Raw genomic sequence first — 21,147 nt, 5'->3', positions numbered from 1 at the left:
GTGGTAGCCCGCCTGCGGGAAAGTTACAACGCATGGTGGACCTCATTGCAGGAGCAAAAAGTCAATCAACGCTATGCATACATCAAGGCCGGAACTCCTTATGAGAACCCGCTCCGTATTAGTGCTCACGACATGCACATCTATCCTTTTAAAAATGCCTGGCATCAACATGGAGCGCTGGAAGCTGTAAGCGGCACTGGAATCCTGAAAGTGGAGATAGCTCATGAAGGTACATATAGAATCAGCCTTCGGCGGTATCCTCGCGAAAGTGGTTTGGCTATCAACGAAAACGTTCCGGCAAAAGAAGGCTCTCTTGAAGTCAATCAGCCGATGCCTGCCAGTAATAATGAGATTAACATACAGGAAGCTATCTTTTATCTGGCCGATATTAGTGAAAGTAAACCGATTGAGGGGCAGGAAGAAGAAGTCACTTTTGAAAAGTATATACCTGCCGGAAAATACGATATGACAGCCATGTTAAAAGATGATGTAGGTAGATTGTATCCTTCATATTACGTTTACATTGAGAGAATTGATGAATAATAGTTTTTTTGGATCACGCAGTGCTTTGTCGTGGCGAAGTTTTCCGCTTTTTTTACCATTTGTCTTGTCCCTTTTCTTTTATGCTTGTCAGTCCGAGACTGCGGAAAATAATAAAAGGCCAAATATTATTTTTTTGATGGCGGATGACCAACGGGCTGATGCTTTTGGGTTTATGGGTAACCCGCATATTATTACCCCAAATTTAGATAGCCTGGCATCCGATGGAGTGGTATTTGAAAATGCCTACCATGTGGCTCCCATCTGCATGCCCAGCCGTTCTTCTGTGATGACGGGGCAATATTTAGGTACTCACCGGTCTGGGTTTAATCGCCCCACCAACTATATCATCACAGAAGATGAATTCAGAAGCACTTATCCAGTAGTTTTAGGTGAGCATGGATATTTTACCGGATTTATCGGAAAATTTGGTTTCGCGGTAGGAAAAGGGGAGAAGGTAAGAAATCAGAATTTTCAGGATGAAGCTGAGTATATGCCTACTCATCACTTTGATGTCTGGAACGGCTTTCCGGGACAGGGAAGCTATCACCCTAAAGAGGGAAAGTTTAATGGGTATGAAAACCAGTGGAATGCTTCCCATCTGACTGAGTTTATGGGATATCAGGCCATTGAGTTCTTCCGAAAAGCCAAAGCATCGGACAAGCCTTTCTGCCTATCCATAAGCTTCAAAGCTCCGCATGCTCCCTTTAGTCCGGCTGAAGCATTCAGAGCAAAGTACGATGCCAAGGAAATTCCCCGAATGGGGAATGATGCGCCTGAGTACCATGCAAAACTGCCCGAAGTAGTGAAAGAAAAAAGCCGTAATGCCCGCTGGTATTTTGGGAGAACCGAAGACTATTATGGTCAGGAGATAGGCTACCGGCACGACTGGCACATAGAAGTAGACAGCATATACCAGGAATTTATTAAAAACTATTACGCGCTCATCTCAGGTATTGATCATACAGTGGGTAGGTTGCGCACTGAACTCAGGCAACTAGGCTTGGACCAAAATACCATCATCATCTACACTTCTGACAACGGTTTTTTTGCCGGTTCCAGGCAACTGACGGGAAAAGCCCTCCTTTACGAAGAATCTGTAAAGGCCCCCATGATTGTATTTGACCCTGCTCTGCCAAAAAATGATGCGCTAAGAAAAGAAAAAGGACTTATCTCTCATGTTGATATTGCTCCGACAATATTGGATATGGCCGGAATCAGAGCTCCTGAAAGTTATCCCGGCACCAGTTTCATGCCTATCGTTCACCAAAAACAGGAAACAATACACGAAGCGGTATACGGTGAAAATAACTATGATGACTACTATCCGGTTTCTTCCGAAGTAGAGCATCCGGAGCAGTATCAGTCCATACGCTCAAAATTTGTCATAACACAGGGTTATAAGTTCATCAGGTATCACGAAAATCATCCGGTGGTTGAACAGCTCTATAAGTTAGGAGCAGACTCCCTTGAGGAGAATAATGTCATAGATGATCCGGATTATGAAGATATAGCCAGTGAACTGAGAGCTAAGTTAAATGACTTTGAAAAAGAGTACGTCAAACTGAAATAAAATAGAATATTGAAAACCCCTGGTATACCTTTACTGATACAGGGGTGAAGGGCGTAGGCCTGGATGAAAGGATAGCCGAAAAGGAAGAAGTAAAGTATCGGCTAGGCCGAATAACTATTTTTGATCTACCGCTGAACATACAGGCAATTTCATGCAAAATTGCTATTCCGGATTTTCCTGATAAATGGACTCACTTTAGCTGAAAGGCTAGCGATGCCCGGGTACGTACATATTGGCTTTCCTTAGATTAGTTGGGGCACTACTGGCAACCCAATGATTGATGCCAATCCGGATTTTTAACAGAATCCAGGCAGGTAATGGACGGCTACATGTTGAATAATGCTTATGTTTGTCTCAACTCATTTAATTGAAAACCGAAACTAACGTAACTGAATTTATATAGACCAAAACATAATGCTATTGAAAAAGACGCTTTGGATAAAAAAAGGTGTTAGAATGATTGCGATGGCTACACTCATGGCCAATGCCCTCTTTGCCTGTAGAGAAGCTCAGTCATCAGAGCAGGAAGAAGCAGCTTCTTCAGCTAGACCCAATATCATATTGCTCATGGCAGATGACCAGGGTTGGGGAGATGTAGGCTATAATGGACATCCACACCTTAAAACACCAAATCTGGATGCCATGGCTGCCAATGGAGCAGTGTTTGAACGTTTTTACGCTGCTTCAGCTGTATGCTCGCCTACCAGAGGGAGTATAATGACCGGCAGGCACCCCTTACGATATGGTATCTGCAATGCTAACTGCGGCCATATTAAGGCGGAAGAGATCACTTTGGGAGAAATGTTGAAGGAGCAGGGATATACCACCGGACATTTCGGGAAATGGCATCTTGGCACTTTGACGAGAGATACCGTTGAAGCAAATAGGGGAGGAAGACCCAAGTTTGATGGTGACTATGCCCCGCCCTGGGAGCATGGCTTTGACCGGAGTTTTGTAACGGAGTCTAAAGTCCCCACCTGGAATCCGATGGTCACTCCGCCAAGGTCTTCAGGAGATGTGAATGGAAGGCTGGTAGAGGGAGAACATTTCAACACTTTCTACTGGACCGGACCGGGTCAGATAGCAAACGAAAATCTGGGAGGTGACGATTCCAGGGTGATTATGGATAGAGTGATTCCTTTCATAGAAAGTGCTGTAGAAAAAGAGCAGCCCTTCCTGAGTATCGTCTGGTTCCATACCCCTCATCTGCCAGTACTGACGGGTGATGAGTTTAGAAAGCCCTATGCTCATCTCTCAGAAGACCAACAGCATTATTATGGTGTATTGACAGCTCTGGACGAACAGCTTGGCCGCCTGCGAAAAAAGTTAAAAGACCTGGGGGTAGCGGATAACACTATTTTATTCTATACGAGTGATAATGGCCCCGAAGGCAGGTCAGTAGAAGGCAGGACACAGGGTTTGACGAATGGCTTGAGGGGAAGAAAAAGAAGTTTGCATGAAGGAGGCATCAGGGTGCCGGGGATCATGGAATGGCCCGGTAAAGTTAAGCCGGGAACCCAAGTAGAAACCCCATGTTTCAGCTCTGACTATTTTCCTACTATTGCTCAGATATTGGGAGTGGATATTGCTGAAAACGAGCGTCCTTATGATGGAGAGGACATACTTCCCTATGTGATGGGTGAAAAAAAACAACGTGAGCTACCTCTGGCTTTTGAGTATCTTGCTCAGGCGGCGCTGATTGGTGATGAATACAAAATTTACAGTAAAGATAAGGGTGAAAATTTTGAGCTTTACAACATTCAGAAAGACCCTGCCGAGCAAAACGATTTGGCTGAGAAGCATCCCGATAAGTTAAAGGAGATGACAGAATACTGGCGAAAGTGGAAAGACTCTCAGCTAAACAGCGCTAATGGTAATGATTACTAAATATTGATTTGTCTGAAACCTAAAAGCAAAATTTGGCCCCCATGAACCAGTCGCACAGAAAAAATAGTCAGTCACCTAAACTAAAAACAAACTAGCATGAAAATCATAAATTCATCTTTACTTTTACTTATTCTATTTGCAGCAGCCTGCAACCAGCTGCCTGGTGATACTACTCAGAAACCAGTAGAAAAACCCAATATCGTCCTTTTATTCACTGATGATCAAACCTATGCTTCTATAGAGGCTTTAGGTCATGACGAAATTCATACGCCCAACCTGGATAGGCTGGTCAATAAGGGGACCACCTTTACACATGCCTATAACATGGGTGGATGGAACGGAGCGGTCTGTGTGGCTTCCAGGTCAATGATGGTTTCAGGTGCTTACATATGGAATGCGCAGGAAAAAGCCCGGGCATGGAGTGCAAAAGACAGTGCAGCCCTTCAGCAGACCTGGCCTCAGCTGCTGAGTGAGCAGGGATATCAGACGTATATGACCGGCAAATGGCATGTAGCCGCTCCCGCCGAAGAAATTTTTGACACGGCTAAGCATGTGCGTCCGGGCATGCCCAAAGACTACGCAGGTGAACTTGGTGCGGCAATGAAAAAGTGGAAACAGGAGTCTGGGGATATGAAAGACTGGAATGATTATATGCCGCTTGGCTATGGCCGTCCTTTAAGCCCCCAAGATACGGACTGGCTGCCGACAGATACCACCCATGGAGGATTCTGGGATGGCGGTAAACACTGGAGTGAAGTGGTGCGTGACGATGCACTGGAGTTTATTGATGATGCCAGCCAGCGTGAAAATCCTTTTTTCATGTACCTGGCCTTTAATGCTCCGCATGACCCCCGTCAGGCTCCTCAGAAATACCAGGATATGTACCCATTAGAAGACATAGCTTTACCTAAAAGCTTCTTGCCGGAGTATCCCTGGAAAGAGGCTATTGGCAACCCTCCCGGTTTGCGCGATGAGGCGCTGGCTCCATTTCCCAGGACAGAGTATGCGGTAAAGAAACATCGCCAGGAGTATTATGCCATCATTACTCATCTGGACGATCAGATCGGTAAAATTCTGGATGCGCTGGAAGCATCAGGTGAGCTGCAAAATACCTACCTATTCATGACCTCCGATCATGGACTTTCAGTAGGGCATCATGGGTTACTGGGCAAACAAAGTCTGTACGATCATAGCATTCGCGTGCCGCTGATGGTGATGGGGCCTGATGTGCCTGAAGGTAAAAAAATCCATCAGGATGTATATCTGCAGGATATTATGCCAAGCAGTCTGCAACTGGCAGGGGTAGAAAAACCTTCTTATGTAGAGTTCAAAAGCTTTGTGGATATGCTCAATGGTGATGCTGAAGCGGGACATTATGATGCCATCTACGGCGCCTACATAGATTTTCAACGCATGATCAGAAAAGATGGGTTCAAACTCCTGGTTTATCCAAAAATCAATAAGGTGCTGTTGTATGACCTGGAAAATGACCCCCACGAAATGAATGATTTGGCAGCGGATCCACGTCATGCCGAAAAAGTGCGATCACTATTTGATGAGCTGATTGAGTTACAGAAAGAAATGAATGACTCATTGAATTTGCAGGAGACTTATAAGGCCGTAACTGACGAAACTTAAAAGGAGGTAAGCATAACTATTTTGTTCAAAAAAAATATTACTTAGTTATGCCATTGCTGAAAACGTTGCTAAATGGAAAATGCAAAGGAAAAATTGAAAAAAGCCTAACATAAATTGATGATTATTAAACACTATTTGCTCATATTATTTTCTGCCTTGTTCCTGAACCATGCGGACGATAAGGAAACACCTGCTGCAGAAGCAGAGTCTGCCAAGCCTAATATATTGTTCATCATGTCTGATGACCATACTGCACAGGCCTGGGGGATTTATGGAGGTATATTAGAGGACTACGTACATACACCAAATATCAAGCGGCTGGCAGCAGAAGGCTGCGTACTAGAAAACTGTTTAGTGTCTAACTCTATATGTACCCCCAGCAGAGCTACCATACTTACCGGGCAGTACAGTCATGTGAATGGAGTGACTACCTTAGGGGCAGGCTTGTCGCCAGCCTATCCCAATATTGCCAAAGAATTTCAGAAAGCGGGCTATTCAACTTCTATCATCGGCAAGTGGCACCTCAAACAGGAGCCGGCAGGCTTTGATTATTATGCAGTATTGCCTGGGCAGGGCGACTATTGGAATCCACGATTGAAGACCGCCGACAATTGGGAGGATTATTATGGAGGTGGCAAAGTAGTGGAGGGCTTCAGCACAGATATCATCGCTGACAAAACTATTGAGTGGATAGACCATCGGGATACCTCTAAGCCGTTCATGGCTTTCTGTCATTTCAAAGCTACCCATGAGCCTTTTGATTATCCCGAGCGTTTCAGCCATCTGTATCGCGACGATGAGCTTCCTGTTCCGGAAAGCTTTTATGACAGAGGGGCAGCCACGACTGCCAGAGTGTTCAGAGGGCAGTCTATTGATAACTTACAAGCGCGCTACCTTAAAGCTACTGCCAATCCTGAGCTTCGCAATGACTATATGGCTTATCCTGAATTGCCATTTAGCGTGGATGGTCTTAGTCCGGATGAAGCCAGAATGAAAACCTATCAGAAGTTTGTCAAGGATTTTATGCGATCAGGAGCTGCTGTGGATGACAACATCGGAAAGCTTCTGGACTACCTCGAGGAAGCAGGCCTGGCAGAAAATACAATCGTGATCTATACCGCCGACCAGGGCTACTTTCTAGGGGAGCACGGCTGGTTTGATAAGCGGATGATTTACGAAGAGTCCATACATATGCCCTTTGTCATCAGGTATCCGAAAGAGATACCGGCGGGCAGCCGCAATGCTGATATCATAGAAAACGTAGACTTTTCCGCACTGCTAGCTGATTATGCCGGAATTGATTACCCTGAAAGTATGCAGGGACATAGCTTTCGTGAAAACTTGAAGGGAAATACTCCTGCAGACTGGCGAGCGTATGGCTACTACCGATATTGGGATCATTCTGAAGACCGTCCGGGCCATTTTGGCATCAGAGGAAAGCGCTACAAACTGGCTTTTTACTACGGTAACGGCCTGGAGGGCAACGAAAGTACTGAAGAAGGTCAGCCTAAAAAATTCTGGGAGTTTTTTGACCTGCAGCAAGACCCTCATGAACTGCATAATGCATACGATGACCCTCAGTATCAGGACATCATTTCTGAGATGAAAGATGAAATTCTCAGGCAAAGAGAGATGCTCGGTGACCTGGATGAAGACAATGAAGAAATACAGGAGATTATTGCTCATCATTGGGATAGCTAATTGAGAAACATGATAAAAGTACTACTTCTCTTATGTATTGCTCTCCGTCTTTAGAAACCACTTTAAAGCAAACCTGCACTAAGAGTTCGTATAGGAAAAGCACGACTATGCATATGCAATTGATAAAAATTTTCTTTACCAGTATTGTATTTTTGGTAAGTCTTGGGGTCGTACAGGCTTCAGAAATTGATACTTTACACCTGATACCTCAGCCCCGGTCAGTGATGATGAAAGAGGGAGTCTTTAAGTTGTCAGAGTCTACTGAAGTGTATGTGCCCAGGAAGGTAAGTCATGACTTTGAGCCATATCTGTCTGTCGAGTTTACGGAAGCCATTGGTTTGGAACCGGCCATTAAAAAAGGGGTGTCTAAACGTACTTCAGATTATATTCAGTTTACCCTGGATGATGAGTCTGCCTTAGATAAGGATGGATATACACTAGAGGTCTCACCCTCCAGGATAGAGATAAAAGCAGCTCACTATGGGGGGCTTTTTAACGGCTTTCAGACCTTAAAGCAACTGCTTCCCCGCACTTCCGATAAAGTTATTGAGATCCCATCTTTACTGATAGAAGATGCCCCCAGGTTTGAGTGGAGGGGTGTTATGCTGGATGTAGCCAGACATTTTCAACCCAAAGAATTTATCCTCAAGCAGATAGATGTTCTATCATCCTATAAAATCAATAAGTTTCACTGGCACCTGACTGACGACCAGGGCTGGAGAGTTGAGATCAAAAAGTACCCCAGGCTGGTTAAGAAAGGAGCATGGAGGGCAGATAGAAAAGATGTGCCCTGGTGGAAGCGACAGGCGGCCACCGCAGAAGAACCCAAAACTGTGGGAGGGTATTATACCCAGGAAGACATCAAAGAAGTTATTGCGTATGCGAAGATTAGAAATGTAGAAATCATACCTGAAATTGATGTGCCTGGCCATAGCAAAGCGTTGGTAGCCTCTTACCCACATTTGTTTTGTTATGATGATCCGGACGCAAATTTTGAAGTAGCTGTTGGCGGTAAAGCGCCTGATAATGCAGTATGCGCGGGAAAAGAAAGCACTTACGAATTTTTAGCAGGGGTAATAGAAGAAGTAGCAGCGCTGTTTCCTTCCGAATACCTTCATATTGGCGGAGATGAATGTAATAAGACCAATTGGAAAAAGTGTCCGTATTGTCAAAAGGTAAAATCTGAGTACAAGCTACAAGATGAGGAAGAACTACAGAGTCATTTTATACAAAGGATACATAAACTGGTGAAGGCCCAGCACAAAACTATGATCGGCTGGGACGAAATTCTGAGCGGCAAAGGAGCTAAGGGGGCTACCATTATGGCCTGGCGGCGAGGGAAGTTTACCCCCGAAATTACAGCGCCACGAGAAGGCTATCCTACAATCATGAGTTCTTACCAGCACTCCTACATCAGCCAGGTACAGGGACCGATAGGCATGGAACCGGAAGGCCCCAAAGTCGTGCTACCCTTGTCCAAAGTATATAGTCATGAGCCTGTCCCCGAAGAATTATCTGATGAAGAAGCATCCAGCATTCTCGGGAATGAAGCCTGCCTGTGGGGAGAGTTTACGCCTACCCAGGAGCATTGCGAGTATATGCTGTACCCTAGAGCTATTGCCAGTGCGGAAGTATCATGGAGTCTGCCTGAGCAAAAAAGTTGGCAGCGTTTTCAACATGCTATAGAATCGCATTTTGAGAGGCTGGACAGAGCTGATGTCAATTATGCTAAAAGCATATATACAGTATATCCATCTTTTGCACTAAATCCTTTAAAGGAAGAAGCTCAGGTGTATCTGTATACCGAAGCTGAGGGCTACCCCATCTATTATAGCATTGACGGAAGTGAGCCTCAGCCTACTTCAAGCAAGTATGAAGGAAACTTCAAGGCGGCAGCCGGAACACTTGTCAAAGCAGGCTTATTTGACAAAAATGGCAAGCTGCTGGGTAAAGTAAGCGAGTTTAGGCTGAGGTAAGCTGATTTTACAGCCCGCCCCTTTTTTTCAAGCAGCTCAATTGCAAACACGCACCATAGGGAGGTACTTACTTTACGATCTTGACTTTTTCGTAAGGCTGAGCCAGTCTGAATTCAAGCTGCTCCGGATGGTCTCTGCTCACGACTCCCTGCTTTGTTTCCGATGCCTGCTCATTGTCGTATACGACCAGGCTTTTTGGTTCAAATTCTCTGCTTTTCATCAAGCGAAGCACAATTGGCTGGTCATTTTGTATTAACAGTTCACTGCCTATACGCTCAATACTCACCGTGGCCGGTTGGCCGGTGGCAATGATCTCCAGGCCATTCCACTTAAAAACATTCATGCCTGCCACAAAGACAAATTCAAAAGCAGTATCATTAGCTGTTCGTACCAGCGAAAGTAAGCCTTTCTGGTAGTGCTGTTCATCTTCAATAATTGCTGCGGATGACTTGCATACGGTAATGATGTCCTGCTGTTCATCCATCAAATCTACGGTGATACGTTGCGACCCAAGCGCATCCCCACCAAAATGCACGCTGGCTATAGGATTGCGGTCACTCTTCCGGTAAGGATTAAACAGCACGACAAACGGATTCTCCCAGGCTGACTTCTGACGCCTAAGCATCAGGGCTGGTATCTCTTTCCCAATCAATTCCGGTGGCGCAGTACCCCTTGAAAGCGCATTACTCTCAGGACCATTAACGCTGAATACTTGCTGACCGGATTCTCCTTTCACCCATAACTGCATAAACTGATCAGGTTGATTTTCGCTCCGGACGGTAAACAATGCCTTCAAATCCTCATCTGTGCTTACCTTTTTCTTATCGGTGAAATAGTCATATGCCTTCAGTTCCCCATGTTCTGACCCCAGCTCGGTGGTCTGCTTTAGGTCAAGCGGTGAGTTATCCCAATCAGTGATCGTTAGCGACTGACCAATGTTATGGTAGAAATAGTCATGTTGCTGAGCTCCCCCTTCAACTTTGCCCGAACGAAAGATATCCAGGGCATAACTCTGGTTGGAGGGAGTGCGGATCAGGGCGGTAAGCCGCTGTTGATCGGAACGTGTTTTTGGTTCAAAGAAGGATACATCAACGAAGCTGACCTTCTCAAAAAGCGGCTTGCTTCCTGAGAGGGGGAAGCTGTGCTCCAGCGTAAAGGGCTGATAGCTTCTCATAGACCTATAGGTAGAAGCACCATCCACCACTACTGTATTATGGGCCGGAAACTGGGAGTAATATTCCCGAAAGTCGGGGTGCCAATAGCTTGTTCCACGCCCCATGTCAGGCCCTAAAGCATAATTGTTGGCAAAGAGCTCCATGGCAATACCATTGGCGTGGGCATGATTGCCAAAAGAACCAACTGTAGAAATCATCATGGCATTGTTGCCGCTACCCTGGCGTTGAATAAAAAGGCTCACATTGGGCGCATAAAAGGTAGGGGTAATGAGCCCATCGTCGGTTAGCGGTTCGGATAGCTCAGGCAGTTCATCCACATAAAAGAACAGTTCAAACAAATTATCAGCCTCCCGCTCATAAAGTCCTTTTTCTATCTGCTGACTGAGCAAGCCCGCCAGGTGTTTTTCTTTGTGGCTTTGCCCATACTTGCGGTAGTTGGAGATGAGCAGCTCCAGGTTTTCGGGAGGTACTGTTTTATGTCCCGAATCGCCAAATCCGACCGTATATCCGTTAGGGAACAGGTATTGGAATGCCGCTAATGCCGCCTTTTCTACAATCGGAAAATTGGCTAACTCATTGGCATGGGTAAAATTATCGAGCAGGGTTAATATCTCAAGCAGTGTCGTGGTAACGTGCATGGAGTAAGAAGGAGACTCCGGCCATATTCCATTCTCCTGATCATAGATAAGCATCGACTCCTTTAGGGCAATCTGGCGTTCCGAAGACTGATCAAAGGTGTTTTTCAGGTAATACTGACGGCCTTTTCCGTTTTCATAAGTAAGATCATCTTCCAGCACAAGAGCGATATATGTCAGAAAGCGGGCTTGAAACAAATTCCAGTTGTTGTCGGGCACACCATAGGTAATAATCTGATCTCCCCACTTTTGAAATACCGCCTGGGTATGCGCCAGGTTCCGCTCCTGCTTTTGGAAATAATCATAAAGGAAATCATAGGTCACTGCCAGAGATACTACTATCCTTTCATGAATCACCTCAAAAGTAGCAAGTCCGGAAAGACCTTTCTGACTAGACTCATCAATCACCACCGGAGGGTTACGGTAGTACATGCCCTCAATGTACTGAAAGAACACCGGCGCGGCCAGCTCCGCATACTTTTCCTCGTCCGTCAGCCAATACAGGAAAGCGGCATCCGCCGCCAGCGCCATAATCCGATCGTTAATACCTTCAATGATATGACCTGTCTCCGATGGCTTTACCCACTCCCTCGTCTGATCGTCCTTCCGCTGTAAATACATCCCCCGCTCATCGTCAAAGTAGGGTTGAACTTCTTCCAAGCTGGGCGAACGGTAATCAGTGGCCCAGTCTCGTGTGCCTGAGTATCGTACGGTGGGCACCGGTGCCTGTCCTGCTGAATGTGAAAAATTTCCTCCCCGCAGATACACCTCATCATGTTTGGTTTTCCAGTTCATTTGTAAGCGTGAAACCAGCCAGCTAGAATCCTCTTGTACCAGCTTGATGTATTTTTCCAGCTTTGCCTTTTTTCTTTCTACCAGTTCATGCTTCCAGCCTGTGGCAGCAATAGACTTCAGAAAATCCTCCTTATTTTGATCCGTGGTATAAATTCTGGGATGCGGAACGTCTTGCTGTGGTGCACTTATGGCGTCATAACTTGTTATAATAGCGATGACCAACGCCCCCCATAGGCAATAAGGCTTTATCATTTTTCTTGTTTCCATACTAATGTTATACATGATTCACGCTCGTAGTATATGGAAAATATAGTACGTTTCAATATACAAAGGTCTGCTCAGCAATAAGCTGAATAGGTTGGCAGGCAGAAAAAGCAAGCAGTGATGATCAGCAGACCTATGAGGTGAAACATTTTTTTGACTGCAAGCTTATTGATCCAACTCAATTTTAATGACAGATACAGCCTCGTCCAGGGGTGTGTCGGGTAGCTGAATTACTGTCTCAGCTGATTCATACTCCAATGGCTGGGAGGTGTCGGAGAGGAAAGAGGCGATTCTGGCTTTAATCTCGGGATGAAGCTTCAGTTCTCCCTCAGCAGGCCAGTCAAATACATGCGCATAAATCGCCCCTTCTTTGGCGGTGTATCTGCCCCAGTCCGGCTTTTTATACGGGCTGGCCGCTGCTCCATAGATAGCTTCGCCATTTATCTCAAGCCATGTCCCCATCGCCTGTAAACGTTCTACACTAGGCTGCGGAATTTCCCCTTCGGCAGTGGGACCTACATTAAGTAGAAGATTGCCGCCTTTGGATACAATCTCCACCAGGCTTTGGATCAGGTTCTCTTCACTCTTCCAGTTGTGATCTACCGACTTAAAGCCCCAGCTATTGTTCATAGTCAGGCAAGACTCCCAGTCTACACCCTCTATACCGGTATCGGGAATTTCTTTTTCGGGCGTGCCAAAATCGCCCACAAAGCTTCCTTCTTTGTTCATCCCTGACATGCCCATACGACCTTTGTCTACCCGGTTGTTTACAATAGCATCGGGCTGTATTTCACGGATAAAAGTGTACAGCTCTTTACCCATTTCGGTGGTATAATCGGGAATCCAGTCTCCATCAAACCAAACTACTCCTACATCCCCGTATTTTGTCAGCAGCTCTCTGACTTGCGGTTTCAGGTAGTTTTCAAAGTACTTGGGAAAGTCAGGGTTGTACACTGTAGAGTCACTCTGCCCGGCATTATAGTCGGGATACAAAGGTGCCTGCGCCTGAGGATGGTGCCAGTCCACAATTGAGTAGTAAAAACACAGTTTGATGTCCTGCTTTCGGCATGCATCGGCCAGCTCGGCCAGAATATCCCGCTTGTAGGGCGTAGCGTCCATGACATCATAGTCAGTCACTTCAGAGTCCCAGAGGGCAAAGCCTTCATGGTGTTTGGAAGTGATCACAATGTACTTCATGCCTGCGTTTTTTGCGATGCTCACCCATTCATCCGCATCAAATTTCTGCGGATTGAACTGACTGGCAAATTGCTCATACTCGCTTACCGGAATATCAAGCTTGTCCATAATCCATTCGGCATTGCCCCGTACGGTATCTCCTTTGTATATGCCTCCCGGAATAGCATATAATCCCCAGTGGATGAACATGCCAAAGCCGGCATCTCTCCACCAGCCCATGCGCTCATCGTCAGCCGGTGACTTTATTTCAGCCTCAGTGCTTTCTTCTCTGGTTTCTTGCTCAGCTTTTTTCTGACAGGATAGATTGATAATTAATAGTGTGATTAATGATAGGGTAGCTAATCTTTTCATATTCTATTCTGATTTACTTTTTTGTATATACTTTAAAATCACTGTAGCGAGCCGCCCTGGTGAACATATGCCGCAGGCCAATTCGCCCTTCGCTGATGGGAGGAAAATCGCTTAAGTCCCATTGATATTGAATGCTTTCTTCCGGCCCTGATACCTCCAGTGTAAGTTGATCTTCGGTCTTAAGCCAGCTAAGATGATAGGTAAGGCCGGGCTTAAACAAGCCTGTCTTAAAATAAGCAGGAGGTACTTCAGTATCCGCAAACTTAATTTTTTCAGTAGCGGGATAGCGCCTTACCCTGATATAATCATTTTCTGGCTCTGAGTTTACCATCGGAAAGGCAGCATAGCTGATGTGGATGGCGTTCATATTGTTATAATACTTACTCATAGTCGGCACCTTCCGGTAGTCACGCCACGCAGCAATGTCCTTATCAAACTGCCCTTCACCGGTACCTGTAGCCTGAATATAGAGAATGTTGACATTGACACTTTGATCATCGGTGCGAGTATAGTTGTATTCAATTTTGAGGTCTCCCTGAAAAGAAGATTTTGTCCAGAGTACCGCATGATGCGCATCATTTCTGTTGACGGGGCCGGCACTGAAGTGCATACCCTGATCTGAGTTCTCTACTGTGGCTAGCTCCCCATCCAAAAACCAGTGCTCCTGCCAGTTTTCAGTGCCCGGATCAGAGAATACCAGATTCCAGTCTGAAGAATCGCCGTGTACAACGAACTCCTCCTGACCTTTTACAAGAGCGGGCATTAGCGCTATCATTAAAATACTTATTATCAGGCATAAACTTAACTTTACAGCATCCATGAATATTTACTTTTCGGGAATCAATATATTTTATATTTAACGGACTCCAACCCTCCGGAATCTCCTTTGTGGTTCTATCAATCCATCCCTGATAATCTAACGCTTATGTTTAATTCATCATCTTTTATGGCCCAGGCCGGGAATTTGATTTCCAGCTTTTTTAACCCCTCCTTCTTTAAATCCAGAGACAAGGGCGGCGGGTTAAGGGAGACCACTGAGGGGGTAAATTCAGGATGGGAAAGAATCTCAAGTTTTAGTTTTTTACCCCCTTGCCTTAAAATAGCTCCACCGGCAAATAACTCAATATCCGCCTGCGTCATCAATTGCCAGGTGACCCATTCCGTTTCTTCCAGTACCTCAATATTATCTTCAATCAGCAGCGATAGGGGACCATCTTTTACAAACTTACGATAGGCGCTTTTTAGTTGACCTTCAAAAGTAGGCGACATATCCAGCGTAGCTTCCGGCCTTTCGCCGGCCTTAAAGTCTATAATACTGCTTTTTCCATCAACCGCGTGAAGTTTATTATCAACAGAGATGGTGCTATGCCCTAAATTATTGGTATTGATCAGTTTCCATCGGTCACAATCCTGACAACGAGACCAAAGATCAAAGCCCGTTCTCTCTACCACACCATAATGATGAAATTTTCCCAGGTCAATGCTCCAGCGCTCACCATACAGCTCAAAAACAAAAGAGCCGGCGTCCAGATTTCCGTGACTCATATCGCCTTTTCCTCCTTTACCGCCAAAGTAATATTGGTTAGGGTCATCCTCCCCACCGCTAAAAAATACCACCGGATTTGGGCCGTCGCCCTTCCATTCGGTAGGTAGAGCTAACTCCCCTTTTTCTTCATACTGGGCGATCCACACCAAAGAAATGCCTGCCAAGCGGGATAATTCTCCCATCGTCTCCGGCTCATTCATAAACAGGTGGGCGTCAAAAAAAGACTTATTGCCAGTCTTGGAGGCAAACCAGGCCAGCGTCATATCTCCATTGGCGCTGCCGCTTTCTCCGCAATCTCCGAAATTGTAAAACATGCCTGATGGAGCCATACATAATTTTTTGAAGATCGCACTTTCCTTGAAGGCGGGGTATGCATAAATGCCAAAGTCAGTACCGAAGGCACTCTCAAACATCGCTGCGCTTACTACTGTAAATGAAGTTCCGTAGCGCCAGTAGGTAGCCCCCTCAGGATAGACGCCGTCCGGGCCGTAGGAATCCAGCGCATGCTGCATGCCTTCAATGGCCCTGTGGATAGTTTTTGCGGCTAATTCAGGCTCAACTTCCGCGATGGCGATGGAAGCGGCGACCATTCCACCATTGCACACCTGATTCCAGTTACTCGTTCCATACGCCCAATGGGAGTGATCACCCCCTTCCGGCCAGCTAGGTTTAATGCCTTTTTCTATCAGGGATTTTTTAGCCAGCTCAATAGTAGATTGGGGAAGGTCACCGGCGGTCCAGTCAATCGCTATGGCGATGGCCAATGCCATTTCACCGACATCCAGAAAGTGTTTGGGATTCCAGGAGGGAAAATTACAGGCGGCAATGACTTCTTCGTTGATCCGGTCAAGCATGCGCTGGTCTTTCTCCATCCGATAGACCATCGCCAGCATATTGACCCGGTACAGCATGTCTCGCGATATGTCCAGTTGGTTGTTTTGCGACCTCTCTTCCATTGGAATATCCAGGTTGATGATGGGTAGCTCAAGCACACTTTCTGCATTCAGTTTGATAGCCTGATAAAGGTTCTGTACTACTGAATCTGTTTTTAACTTTTGCCTGAGGTTTTTCTCCAGTTTGTGATTCAGTACCAGGCGGGGTAACTGTTTGCTTAAGTTCCTTTGGAGATAGGCAGCTGAAAAAGGGTTTTCCAGCTTGTAAGTGGATTCCTGGGCATTTAGGCTGGATGTAAAAATCAGGCAAGACAGCAGCCACAAGACTAAAAAACGATGTTTCATTATACTGACTTTATTCATTGTATATTGATCTTGAAGTACATGTTATGCAGCAGTAGGCTTAAAGCGCCTGTAAGCAATACTTGCTCCAAGGCAATTTGCAGTTATAAGCCTTTAATTTACACTTTGAATTTACTTCCTGCTAAATAATTTTGGCTTATAGAAACATTCAGCGCTCACAAAGCCTTAGTTTTCCACCACTAATTTTACCATCTGCGAATCCTCATCGTACACACCTGGCACTACTCTGTTATTGAGCTTGACATCAGAGACAGGCTGAATTGAACGCAGGCGGAAAGTGGCCTCATCTTGTCCCTGAAAAATGACTTCTGCTTTGCCATTAATATCCTCTACCAGCGCTGTATACTTAGAGAGGGCATGCATGAGCACCTGACTATCGCGACGCAAATAGCTGCCGTGTCCTATGAATACTTCTTTGAGGTGGTCAGGATTTGATTTATCAGCCCCTTCGTCAAACTTCAGCACGGTCAGGTAAGCATCCGTTTCCCAGCCATTCATATCATTTACACTGTTGCGATGCTTAAGCCGGCCATCTGCCTTCAGGTTAAAATAAAGTTCTGTGGTCTCATTATCCTGGGTGATAGACACTCCGATAAAATTATCACCCTGAAAACGTTCAATTTCCGGTAGCTGATCCTGATTGTCATCAGTTTTTAAGAGGATGGCGGTTATGAACTTGGTTCTTTGCGTTTCTTCTGCCGGGCTGATTGACCAATAAGGCTGGCGCTCTTCCGGATGATGGTCTTTATAGCCCAGCTTTTCTTCCAGGCGTATCTGCTCAGGAAAGTCATGCGGCAAGCCTCCTACAGGAAAGGTTTCCGGGAACAATGGACGAACAAGCACCTCACTCTCACCATCTTTTATGGATAAATCTCTGCCGTTTCTCTCGGATTCTCCATTGTAATGAATCAAGTGCTCAAACTTGCCTGATTCGTGCGCCAGGAGGTCATCAATAACCAGAATGACATCTCCCACCCAGATAAAATGGCGGTAATTTCGGGCCAGAATATGAGCATATGGCCCGCTAGCATTGGCCATCACATATTTAAAGTTTTGTCCCTCTAGCAGATTATGCAGAGAGCCGGAATTCACCACACCATAGTAAGGGTCCCTTCTGTTCTGTCCTTGACCCTTGAATAGCACCACATTGTGCGCTTCGCTCTGGCAGTAATATTCCGTATAGAGGGGATTGCCGTAAGAGGATTTTCCTGACTCGGTGATGATGTACTTCCCCTTATGAAAGATGACAAAAGAGCCTGCATCAGCATGCGCATGGTTCCAGGTAAAGCCGGACTTTATGGCCAGCAGGCTGGCGTTATCCTCCCAGGAGTTCCTTAAGCTTGCCCAGCCCATGTCTTCGTACAGGTGAGAAGTAGGCATGTCAGGTACATAGTCAGCGGGAAGGGCTGGCAGGTCCGGCAACAATGCCAGGTCTTCGGGTGAATCTAGTTTTGGCAACTTTTGATTTCCGTCTCTCTGGCTCACTTTTTTAAGATACCATGCGTAGCGCTCTTTCTGATACCCCAGTTTCCATAGTAAGTTTACTGTCTCCTGCCCGCTGATCAGTATTCCGGTATCACCAAAAGGTAAAGAAAGTACCGACCCATCTTTTACGTAATAGCAGACGTCAATAAAGAAGTCACCAATTTTGTCCAGCACAGGCAGCTCCAGCTGAGGCTCCTCCGGCCAAACCTCCTGCAGGGCATAACGAAACAAAAGGTATTGTGAGACTCCGTAGTTCGCATAGTTTACGCTTTCATAAAAACCTCCGTCCTGATCAAAAGTAGGCGGTTTGTTTTGTAGCACGCTACCCGCAAAATTGACCCACTCACTCGCGGTAGCCGCAATTTCTCTGACCCACTCCGTGGCCTCGGGTATCTCTTCACGAACTGCCAGGGCACTAATACCGGCCATATACACACAGGCACTCCACCAGTTGTGGCCCATGGTGTCAAAAGTATGAAAGCTGCTGGCCGGCAGCAGCCAGTCTTCACGCGCAGGATCTATACCCACCCGCACAAATTCAGCAGCGATCTGCTGACGTTCTTCCGCAGAGAGATAGTCATAAATGCAGTCATACCCGATCGCGATGTAAAAACTGGTATGCGAGGTTTTTAGCCCGCCCTGCCAGGATGGCGTTCTGCTGAGTAGCTGTTCGCTTTCCCAGGTCTCCCTGCTGACATAGTCTTGCAGTATTTTTTTTATCGCTTCGGCATATTTTGTTTCGTCGGTCATCCGGTACACCAGACCCAGGAGCTTGCAGTCATTCGCACCAAGCCGCTCCTTCTTCAGCAGTTCACGCGCCTCTTTGTAGTTTTTGTCCCACAAACGTTTGATCTGAGGGTCAGTATTGATCTGATTTTTCAGGTAGGTAATATTCTCATCAGTATACAAAAAATAGTCTCGTGCTTCGGCCAGTGTCTGAAACGCGACCATAAAGCATAAGCTGAGTACAATTGCCTTCTTCATTTTCTCTTTGAGTACATCTTTAGGTTGATAAATCACTTTGCTGTATTGCTACAACGATTACCGGAATATCTCATGATAATTCATTAAAGCAAAGGCCGGCAGTACTGTAAAATAATACTGCCGGCCATTATTAAAAACATAAGGGCATTTCCTATGCGCTATTTTATTTAAGTTATGGGGTTAGGATTCACTTGGCCCTACCGTGACAAGTACATCTCACTAAAGCTTGCGATTATTTTACCAGCCAGGATTTTGCAGCAAGTTTTCATTGATATCTAATTGATTTTTAGGAATTGGATCCAGGTAATTCTGCAGTTTGAAACTGCGGTTCCCTGCCGCATCAATAATCAAAGCACCGGGCTTATGGTTGGCAATGCCTGCATAACTTGAGACACTTTGTTCTGTGGTGGTGAGCCCGTAAGGCCAGACACCCTCAGCAAAGATTTTTGTGCCGGGATTTAAGGGATTTTCAGCAGTTTCAAATTCCGTGCCTTCAATATAATTAACACATACGTTATTATTCAGTTCTTCGGGAGCAATATTCCAGCGCTTCAGGTCATCAAAGCGGAAATCTTCACCAAAAAGCTCAATAGCACGTTCCCGGTGGATTTCACCCAGCATGCTCAAATCTCCGTAGGGCGCGATCAAGGCATTGGTCAGGGGGGCAACCCCAGACCGCTCCCGGATTTTGTTGATCGACATATCCAGATCAGCATCTGAAATGCTTCCTTCTCCTAATTCGCAAGTAGCTTCCGCGTATATCAGCAGCACTTCTGCGTAGCGGAGGAGGGGGTAGTTGTATGACTCCTCTCTCGTTTCTCGTAATCGGTGTTCGGTGGTAAATTTACGGCCCTGATACCCGATATTTCGTGGGTTACCCGGAGATACCAGTTGGGGTACATAGCGATAGTCAAACTCTATCCCGCTTTCATCAAAATCAGTACCGTATTGAGCACCGCCACCCTGGGTAGCAGCACCCCAGCCCCAATATTCCTCCAAAGGTTCTTTTACCAGACCTTTCAGGCGAAGGTCACGATTCTGAAACTCTGAAGTCATGGTAGAATAGCCCTCAAAATCTGCCGAAAACTGTACAGGAAGGCCGTCAGTGCATAGATACATATCCATCAGCTTCCTGGTAGGAGTATGCGGCTTGGCATGCGTTAAGTTTTGGTTGATTTTCCTGTAGTTAAAGTCATATACCGTCTGAAAAATAAACTCTTTGTTATCTGCCTTGGTGAGTCCGGCTGGGTTTGACCCGCCTTCTTCCAGGTTAAACAGATAGAAAAGATGGTCTTCGCCTATTTCTTCGCGATAATCCCATAGCTCATAAGCGCCACTGTTCATCACCTCCAGCGCCTGCTGTTTGGCTTCTGTTAACATCTCCGTAACGCCAGGGTAGCCTGAAGGCTTGGCAGAGCCCGCTCCTACGGTAGTGCCATCCCCATCGGTAGCGCTGCCCACATACTTTTCCCAGGTGGCTTCGTACAGCAATACCCTTGCTTTGAAAGATTTGGCTGCTTCCAGCGTAAGTTTGCCCTGATCCTCAGCACTAAGCGCGTTGTGCGATGGCAAGCCACTGATGGCTACGTCCAGGTCTTTGAGCATCTGATCTACGACCTCATAGCGACTGTTCCGGGAACCATACAGCTCTTCAGAAGTTACTTCCAGGGCGCGGGTAACGATAGGCACTCCGCCATAGCGCCTCAGCAGCAGATAATAATGCCAGGCTCTGAAAAAATGTGCAGTAGCAACAGGCACCTCAATATCTGCGGGTTCGCCGCTATATTCTTCTGCTTTTTCAATCAGTTGATTGATGGGCCTGAGGCTCGAGTAGTTATCATTCCAAACGGGATCTGTAGTAGGCACAATGGTGTTACCATGGGCATAATTATTTTCATCTCCCATGTTATTTGATAAGTCTGACTGTTCATCACCATCAAAAAAACCTAAGCGGGTGTAGAAGTAATTGGAAGCGGTCGTAAACTGCTCAGGCGTCTGGTAGTAGATCACTTCACTTACCACATCCTGTGGTAGCTGGTCCAGGTAATCTTCGCAGCTACTCAGCGTAAAGCATGATAGTATAGTCAGACAAAATACTTTAGTCAGTATGTTTCTGTATTTCGTATCTAAGATATTCATAGCCA

Annotated in this window: 12 protein-coding genes; 6 read left to right on the top strand and 6 right to left on the bottom strand. The window is 46.0% G+C overall.

The features are described from left to right. The 6 genes from OKW21_RS22260 to OKW21_RS22235 all read left to right on the top strand — a co-directional run bounded on the left by OKW21_RS22260 (nt 1) and on the right by OKW21_RS22235 (nt 9,315). A complete protein-coding gene (locus OKW21_RS22260; RefSeq protein ID WP_277483629.1) occupies nt 1–543 on the top strand; it encodes a hypothetical protein in 543 nt (180 codons plus the stop codon). Then, on the top strand, nt 536–2,113 hold the full coding sequence (locus OKW21_RS22255; protein WP_277483628.1) for a sulfatase-like hydrolase/transferase: 1,578 nt from the start codon (nt 536–538) through the stop codon (nt 2,111–2,113). Before OKW21_RS22260 ends, OKW21_RS22255 begins: the two co-directional genes overlap by 8 nt. Nucleotides 2,114–2,533: 420 nt before the next feature. After that, on the top strand, nt 2,534–4,000 hold the full coding sequence (locus tag OKW21_RS22250) for a sulfatase family protein (protein WP_277483626.1): 1,467 nt from the start codon (nt 2,534–2,536) through the stop codon (nt 3,998–4,000). Nucleotides 4,001–4,096: 96 nt separating this feature from the next. Continuing rightward, the gene (locus OKW21_RS22245; protein WP_277483623.1) at nt 4,097–5,638 is read left to right on the top strand and encodes a sulfatase family protein; all 1,542 of its coding nucleotides are present in this window, start codon (nt 4,097–4,099) and stop codon (nt 5,636–5,638) included. Between the two features lie 117 nt (nt 5,639–5,755). Further along, entirely contained in the window at nt 5,756–7,339 is a 1,584-nt protein-coding gene (locus OKW21_RS22240) for a sulfatase family protein (RefSeq protein ID WP_277483620.1), read from the top strand. A 113-nt stretch (nt 7,340–7,452) separates the two neighbouring features. Continuing rightward, nucleotides 7,453–9,315 carry a beta-N-acetylhexosaminidase gene (locus tag OKW21_RS22235; RefSeq protein WP_277483619.1) on the top strand — a complete coding sequence of 621 codons (1,863 nt, stop codon included), beginning with the start codon at nt 7,453–7,455 and terminating at the stop codon, nt 9,313–9,315. Nucleotides 9,316–9,382: 67 nt separating this feature from the next. On the opposite strand, the gene OKW21_RS22230 is transcribed toward OKW21_RS22235, so the two are convergent. The 6 genes from OKW21_RS22230 to OKW21_RS22205 form a co-directional block, all read right to left on the bottom strand. Further along, complete coding sequence (locus OKW21_RS22230; RefSeq protein ID WP_277483617.1) at nt 9,383–12,187, bottom strand: heparinase II/III domain-containing protein; 2,805 nt, start codon at nt 12,185–12,187, stop codon at nt 9,383–9,385. A gap of 162 nt (nt 12,188–12,349) precedes the next feature. Beyond that, nucleotides 12,350–13,732: an alpha-L-fucosidase gene (locus tag OKW21_RS22225; protein ID WP_277483614.1), complete on the bottom strand. Its 1,383-nt coding sequence runs from the start codon at nt 13,730–13,732 to the stop codon at nt 12,350–12,352. A 13-nt stretch (nt 13,733–13,745) separates the two neighbouring features. Continuing rightward, complete coding sequence (locus OKW21_RS22220) at nt 13,746–14,495, bottom strand: DUF1961 family protein (protein ID WP_277483612.1); 750 nt, start codon at nt 14,493–14,495, stop codon at nt 13,746–13,748. Between the two features lie 134 nt (nt 14,496–14,629). Then, nucleotides 14,630–16,516: a heparinase II/III domain-containing protein gene (locus tag OKW21_RS22215; RefSeq protein WP_277483610.1), complete on the bottom strand. Its 1,887-nt coding sequence runs from the start codon at nt 16,514–16,516 to the stop codon at nt 14,630–14,632. A 183-nt stretch (nt 16,517–16,699) separates the two neighbouring features. Continuing rightward, nucleotides 16,700–19,003: a heparinase II/III domain-containing protein gene (locus OKW21_RS22210; RefSeq protein WP_277483608.1), complete on the bottom strand. Its 2,304-nt coding sequence runs from the start codon at nt 19,001–19,003 to the stop codon at nt 16,700–16,702. Between the two features lie 237 nt (nt 19,004–19,240). Then, nucleotides 19,241–21,142 (bottom strand): RagB/SusD family nutrient uptake outer membrane protein, encoded by a 1,902-nt coding sequence (locus OKW21_RS22205; protein WP_277483606.1) that lies wholly within the window; start codon nt 21,140–21,142, stop codon nt 19,241–19,243. Nucleotides 21,143–21,147 lie beyond the last annotated feature (5 nt).

Source organism: Catalinimonas alkaloidigena (assembly GCF_029504655.1).
Classification (GTDB): Bacteria; Bacteroidota; Bacteroidia; order Cytophagales; family Cyclobacteriaceae; genus Catalinimonas; species Catalinimonas alkaloidigena.
This window is presented reverse-complemented; position numbering and strand designations above follow the sequence as displayed.